This window comes from Candidatus Hepatincolaceae symbiont of Strigamia maritima, assembly GCF_055505085.1.
Genome location: NZ_DBKDTU010000182.1, coordinates 1 through 6,741, shown reverse-complemented (window position 1 = coordinate 6,741; position 6,741 = coordinate 1). Strand labels below are relative to the sequence as shown.

Here is a 6,741-nt window from a genome sequence, read left to right as displayed (position 1 = left end):
CGGTCTCGGCATTCCTGCTGAACCGCTCTTCCGATCTAGTCTAATGCAGTATTAGAGCTTTTATCGGCATCTTGTGGTGGTGGTTTAGTTATTTTTACAGCTATTAATAGATTAAAAGAAGTTTATAACAAAATCTATCATGATCTTACTAATAAAAATATTACACTAATCAATCCTTATTTAACTAAGCAAAACACTGCTAATTTAATAGAATTATTTAAAGAAGATTTGAATAGTTGTATGCTAGGTTCAGACTCTTTAAGAGATGGTATAGATATTCCCGGTAATTCTTTAAGATTAGTAATTTTTGAAAAAACTCCCTGGCTAAAAAGAGATATTTTACATAGTCACCGGTTAAGATTTTTCGGTAAAAAATTTGAGGAGGAATTGATTCTTTTTAAATTAAAACAAGCCTTTGGTAGATTAATTAGAAAAAGTGATGATAAAGGAATTTTTGTACTGCTTAGTTCAGCGTTACCCGAGCGATTTATTAAAGCGTTCCCTGAGGGAGTTATTATTCATAAGTCTTTAACTGAATTTGATGCAGGTTTAATTATTAAAGATTTTTTTAAAGGACATTTTTAAGAAATGGAAACAACTCATAAAATTCATAGTAATACTAAAGTTAAAGTAAGAACTGCTAAGAGGAGAAAACTCTCTTCTACCCTTTGGCTTAATAGGCAACTCAATGACCCTTATATTAAATCAGCTAAAATTGATGGTTATGTGTCACGAGCTGCTTATAAATTACTTGAACTAAATAATAAATTTTACTTTTTAAAACCTAACCTAAAAATTATAGATTTAGGAGCTGCCCCCGGCGGATGGTCTCAGGTTTGTGCTAATATTTGCTTCAAGAAAGGCAAATCCAATAATAAAGGAAAAATTATTAGTGTAGATTTATTAGCTATTAAACCTATCCCTAATATTATTACTATAAAAGGTAGTTTTTTAGATAAAGAAGTGGTTAAACTAATTAAAGAACATCTGAAAGATAATAATGATTGCCCGCATTCCAATAATACCATTCAGGAAACTCACAAAGAAAATCCGATATTAACTAATAAAGAAAATAATAATACAGCTGATAACAAAGCCGATAAAGTAACTAATAAAGAAACCGATAAAGCAGATATTATTCTAAGTGATATGTCTCCTAATACAACCGGACATAATGATGTTGACCATTTACGTATTGTAATATTAGTAGAGGCTGCTTTTAATTTTGCAAAAGATAATCTTAAGAAAAACGGAGTTTTTATTACTAAGGTTTTTCAAGGAGGAACCAATACTTCTTTACTACAAAAAATAAGAAAACATTTTAGAAAAGTAAAACATGTAAAACCTCCTGCTTCTCGAAAAGAGTCTAAGGAATTATATTTAGTAGCAATAGGGTTTAGAAACCCAAACTAATAATACTGCCTTTAGGCAGATTTTGTGTGTGTTAAGGTTGCTAGTTAAGTGCTCGCTGTTTGTGTAGAGTACGTGCTGTGAAAAATATTAGGATTAACTGAACTATAATTCAAGGGGAGTGAGATATGAGGTATAGTTAGACTTGTTAGTAATTAGAGATGCGAGGTATAGAGTGGTGCTTGAGCATGAGGTAGATTAAATATTGGATTCTTTGTTCTTATCTTCTAGTACGATTGTTGTTGCTTTATTAGTAACACTAAGATTGACCTGAACTACACTTAATTCAAGGTTTTTAATTTCTCAGGATTCAATATCCATATCTTCTGCGTAGCTTGGAATTGTTTGTATCCATTGACCTAAAATTATACTTAGTGGCATTACTCCTGCTTCTATTGTTAATAGTATTTTTTATTCTTTAATACATTACTCTCTTTTGCTTTTTTACCATATTATATTCTTATTATGTTATTATTCATAGTTATAATGTTTTATAAATTACAGCTCTGTAAGAATTTTAAAACACACTCTGTCAAGTTTATTTACTTGTTTTTATGGTTTTTACTATTTTACGAAACTTTGCTATGTGGTAGAAGTTGTGGTTATTGGTTCTACTTAGGAGAATTGCTTTATTCTAAGTAATATTTATTAAATATAATAATCTTTTAAAGGGGAGAAGCCGTTAAAGCAAATTGATGAATAAGTAGTAGTATAAGCACCAGTTGAGAGAATAATTAAGTAATCTTTACTACTTAAATTATTAGGAAAGGCATATTGATATTTTTCATAAAGAATATCAGCACTATCGCAAGTAGGTCCTGCCAAAATGTAATTACTTTTAGGAAGAGTATTAGCAATAGTATGTTGATCTTGAGAAGTTATAATGTGATATTTAATGCTCTCATTCATTGTTTCTGCTAATCCACCGAATAAACCAATATCAAGATACAACCATTTTACAGGGTCTTTATAAGACTTTTGGGCACTTAAAACAATTGAAGTTTTTAAAACCCCAGCATCAGCTACGATAAAGCGTCCCGGTTCAAAGAAAACAGTGGGCTTTTCTTCAGGAAAATGTCGTGCTAAACTTGTATCTATTTGCTTTTTATATGCTCTTAGGGAAGGAGCTGTAGAATCTTTATAATTATAAGCCGGAAAGCCACCACCCATATTAATTAATTCTAAAATAATACCCTGTTCTTTTAGAATACTAAATACTTGTTGTGCTTTTGTAATTCCTTCTTCCCAAGCTTTTAAATAAAGCTGTTGAGAACCTGTATGAAAAGAAACCCCATAAGCACTTAATCCTAAGTTATGAGCTTTAGTGAGTAAGTCTACAGCTAACTTTACATCACAACCGAATTTACGTGATAAAGGCCACATAGCACTATCACTGCTCTCAAGGAGAAGTCTGCAATAAACTTTGGCTTTAGGTGCAAATGTAGCAATTTTTACTAATTCTTCCTCACTATCAAAAGCAAAAAAATTAATCCCTTTATGATAGGCTCTAGCAATGGATTGCTCTTTCTTTATAGTACTACCAAACGAGATTCTTTTAGGATCTACTCCTACTTTAAGACATAAATTTACTTCCTCAAGAGAGGCAACATCAAAAGATGCTCCTAATTTATTTAACAACATTAAAATTTCTTTAGCAGGATTTGCTTTAACTGCATAAAAAACGTGATTATTAGGAAAAGTATTAGTAAATTCTTCATACTTATTCTTAACCACATCTAAATCGACTACTAAAAAAGGAGTTGGTAAACTACGCTTGGCTTTAGTATTTAAAAATTTAGTAATTTTTTCAGTAATTATTTTATTGAGCATTAAAAGAATACCTATTTATTTTTTTTGCTAATAGATTTATACTTTCTATAATAAATTATCGTTCCTAAAAAGAAAATAAAAAAATTACTATGCAAAAAAAAATACTAATTATTAACGGACCAAACCTCAATTTATTAGGTGCCAGAGAACCTGAGATTTACGGGACAACCACCCTTGCAGAAATTAAAAATGCCTGTGAAAAAAAAGCTAAGATTTTAGGGATAAAATTAGAATTTGTACAAAGCAATGCTGAAGTAGAGATTATAAATTATATTCAGAACGCAAAGGCAGATAAAATTACCCATATTATTATTAATCCTGCTGCTTATAGCCATACTTCCATTGCAATATTAGATGCTCTACTTGCCGTAAATATCCCTATTATAGAAGTACATTTATCTAATTTATATAAAAGAGAGGCTTTTAGGCAGATATCTTATACAGCTAAAGCCGCTATCGGAATAATTTCCGGCTTTGATTTTACAGGATATCTTTTAGCAATAGATTATTGTAATACTACTAACTAACAAAATATATGATTTAGCTATAGTTTATTAAGAAAATTCTATCTTATTGCTAAAAAATAAAGTTTACATTATGCTTTTTGCAATATAATATATATATTATATAATACAATCTATAGATAATTTTTAGGAAAATATATGACGGAAAAAACTTCTAAAATTCAAAAAAATCTACCTATAGCAACTAAAGAGTATACTGATTTTATTAACTCTTTAGCCAAAATAGCTAATGATAAAGATTTACAAGAGATTAATTTTCAACAAAATGATGTACATATTGTAATTAAAAGAGCAATTCAAGAACAACTTAATACCCCTACTCAATTTTTTCCCATACCTAATTATCCCCCTTTACAAAATTCAATTACATCAACCCCAAATACTCAGCCTATAACAGAACCTACTGCTATAGAGACTCATAGTAATCATGATTTTTCGGCACATCCTGGAGCAGTTAAATCTCCTATGGTTGGGGTGCTATATACTTCTTCAACTCCTGGGGATCCTCCTTATGTTAAAGTTGGAGATGAGGTTACGGAAAATACTACCCTATTCCTGATTGAGGCAATGAAGGTGTTTAACCCTATTAAAGCACATAGAAAAGGGAAAATTACCTATATCTCAGTAAAAAACGGTGATACTGTAGAATATGGTGACGTTCTAGTAGTAATTGAATAATTATTAAAAAGGAATATTTATGATAAAGAAACTCTTAATTGCTAATAGAGGGGAAATAGCCGTAAGAATAATTAGAGCTTGCAGAGAAATGGAAATTAACACGGTTGCGGTTTATTCCACAGCTGATAAAGATGCCATGCATACTAAAATAGCAGATGAAGCTATTTGCATAGGAAGTGAGAAAGCTCTGGATAGTTATTTAAATAAACAGGCAATTCTTAGTTCTGCTATTATTACTAATTCTGATGCAATTCATCCGGGATACGGTTTTTTATCTGAAAATGCTGAATTTGCAGAAATGGTAGAAGAACACGGTTTTATTTTTGTGGGACCTTCTCCTAAACATATAACTATGATGGGAGATAAAATTCAAGCTAAAAAATTGGCTAAAAAATTAGGAATTCCTATAGTTCCAGGTTCTGATGGTGAGGTTAAAACTATTACTGATGCTAAAAAAATAGCCAAAGATTTTGGTTATCCGATTTTAATTAAGGCAACAGCTGGCGGTGGCGGTAGAGGTATGAAAGTAGTATTACAAGAAACTGACATTGAAGAAGCTTTTAATATTGCCAAACATGAAGCTGAAGTTAACTTTGGTAATTCTGCTGTATATATAGAAAAATATCTATTAACCCCTAAACATATAGAAATTCAAATCATCGGAGATACTCACGGTAATCTTATTCATTTAGGAGAGAGGGATTGCTCGGTTCAAAGGCGTAACCAAAAAGTAATAGAAGAGGCTCCCTCCCCTGTACTTAACATAAAAGAACGTAATAAAATTTGTGATATCACCACCAAGGCTATGAAAAAACTTGGTTATTATAGTGCCGGAACTATTGAATATTTATATGAAAACGGTAAATTTTATTTTATGGAAATGAATACTAGGTTACAAGTAGAACATCCGGTAACAGAATTTATTAGCGGTGCTGATTTAGTATATGAGATGATACGGGTAGCCTCAGGTAAACCTCTAAAATTTCAACAGAGTAATTTTAAAATCTCTGGACACGCAATTGAATGTAGAATAAACGCTGAAGATCCGGTTACTTTTACACCGATGCCTGGAACGGTTAAGTACTACCATGTTCCTGCAGGACCGGGTGTAAGAGTTGATTCTGCTATTTATTCAGGATATAAAATTCCCCCCTATTATGATAGTATGATTGCTAAATTAATAGTACATGGGCAAACACGAGATCATGCTATTAGTAAAATGAAGCGTTGTTTGCAGGAATTCATTATTGACGCTCCTAAAAATAATATTCCTTTACATAAAAGATTATTAGAAGAAAAAGCTTTTGTTGAGGGAAACTACAGCATTAAGTGGCTAGAAAGCTTATTGCAAAAAGATATTAAAGAATCTTCATAAATCATAAATAATGGTAATTATACGCCTGACTAAGGTAAATAATTAAAATATTTTATATCTAATAGTTTTTAACTATAATATAAATCAATAGAATTTTTTAACATTAAGGAATCATCACGTGATTAAAACAATATTTGCGACCCCACAAAAAAAGGGATACTCTAATCTTTCTTTCATTTATAGGAGTATAAAGCTATGAATGAAAGAATAACAGAGAATTTAGTTCGTACTATGCTTCGTGATAATGGTTATTATGATGATAAATCAATAATCATAGAAGAACAAAAATCAAGCAATCCTAAAATTAATAAGCTCTTATCTACAGCTTCTACAAGTGGAAAAGGAAAGGGATTTCCCGAATTTATAATATCGTTTAGTAATAAACCTAGTGAATTAATTGTTATAGAATGCAAGGCTGACATTTTAAAACATGAAAGTCGGGATAGAAAACAATATAAAGATTATTCTATAGATGGTGCTTTATTATATGCTAGTTATTTAAAAGATGATTTTACGGTTACTGCAATTGCTGTAAGCGGTCAGACGGAAAGAGAAAAAAAGATTTCTACATTTCTTTGGTTAAAAGATAATATTACTTATGTTTCTATTCAAGATAAGATATTATTGAAGCCAACTGATATTTCTAACATAATTATTAAGCAAAAACAACCTATAACAGAAGAAGAAATTACAAATAAAGCTATTTCTTATAATGAATTTCTACATAGATACTCTATTCCAGAAGTTGAGCGTTGCACACTTATTAGTGCATTATTGGTAGCTTTGCAAGATAATGCATTTTTAAATGGCTATAGAGAATATGAATATACGCAAAATCAAGAGTTAATGAATCATATTTTTTAAGCCTGTTGTAGCGGGACAAATTAAATGGGAATTTGGGCAGTTTTAAACGGGATAGATTTT

Annotated in this window: 6 protein-coding genes and 1 pseudogene; 6 read left to right on the top strand and 1 reads right to left on the bottom strand. The window is 30.6% G+C overall.

Annotated features, from left to right (window positions below; genetic code table 11):
- Window positions 1–63: 63 nt before the first annotated feature.
- Window positions 64–585 (top strand): annotated as a pseudogene (locus tag ACQCX0_RS04975) (helicase C-terminal domain-containing protein); the annotation flags it as partial.
- A gap of 3 nt (window positions 586–588) precedes the next feature.
- Window positions 589–1,413, top strand: coding sequence for an RlmE family RNA methyltransferase (locus ACQCX0_RS04970; protein WP_462563063.1), 825 nt, complete (start codon window positions 589–591; stop codon window positions 1,411–1,413).
- A gap of 645 nt (window positions 1,414–2,058) precedes the next feature.
- On the opposite strand, the gene ACQCX0_RS04965 is transcribed toward ACQCX0_RS04970, so the two are convergent.
- Window positions 2,059–3,240: a type III PLP-dependent enzyme gene (locus ACQCX0_RS04965; RefSeq protein ID WP_462563062.1), complete on the bottom strand. Its 1,182-nt coding sequence runs from the start codon at window positions 3,238–3,240 to the stop codon at window positions 2,059–2,061.
- An 89-nt stretch (window positions 3,241–3,329) separates the two neighbouring features.
- On the opposite strand from ACQCX0_RS04965, the gene aroQ reads away from it, so the two are divergent.
- The 4 genes from aroQ to ACQCX0_RS04945 all read left to right on the top strand — a co-directional run bounded on the left by aroQ (window position 3,330) and on the right by ACQCX0_RS04945 (window position 6,681).
- Window positions 3,330–3,767: a type II 3-dehydroquinate dehydratase gene (gene aroQ / locus ACQCX0_RS04960; protein ID WP_462563061.1), complete on the top strand. Its 438-nt coding sequence runs from the start codon at window positions 3,330–3,332 to the stop codon at window positions 3,765–3,767.
- A 135-nt stretch (window positions 3,768–3,902) separates the two neighbouring features.
- Window positions 3,903–4,442, top strand: coding sequence for an acetyl-CoA carboxylase biotin carboxyl carrier protein (locus tag ACQCX0_RS04955; RefSeq protein ID WP_462563060.1), 540 nt, complete (start codon window positions 3,903–3,905; stop codon window positions 4,440–4,442).
- A gap of 19 nt (window positions 4,443–4,461) precedes the next feature.
- Window positions 4,462–5,817: an acetyl-CoA carboxylase biotin carboxylase subunit gene (gene accC, locus ACQCX0_RS04950; protein WP_462563059.1), complete on the top strand. Its 1,356-nt coding sequence runs from the start codon at window positions 4,462–4,464 to the stop codon at window positions 5,815–5,817.
- Between the two features lie 195 nt (window positions 5,818–6,012).
- A complete protein-coding gene (locus ACQCX0_RS04945; protein ID WP_462563057.1) occupies window positions 6,013–6,681 on the top strand; it encodes a hypothetical protein in 669 nt (222 codons plus the stop codon).
- Window positions 6,682–6,741: the final 60 nt, after the last annotated feature.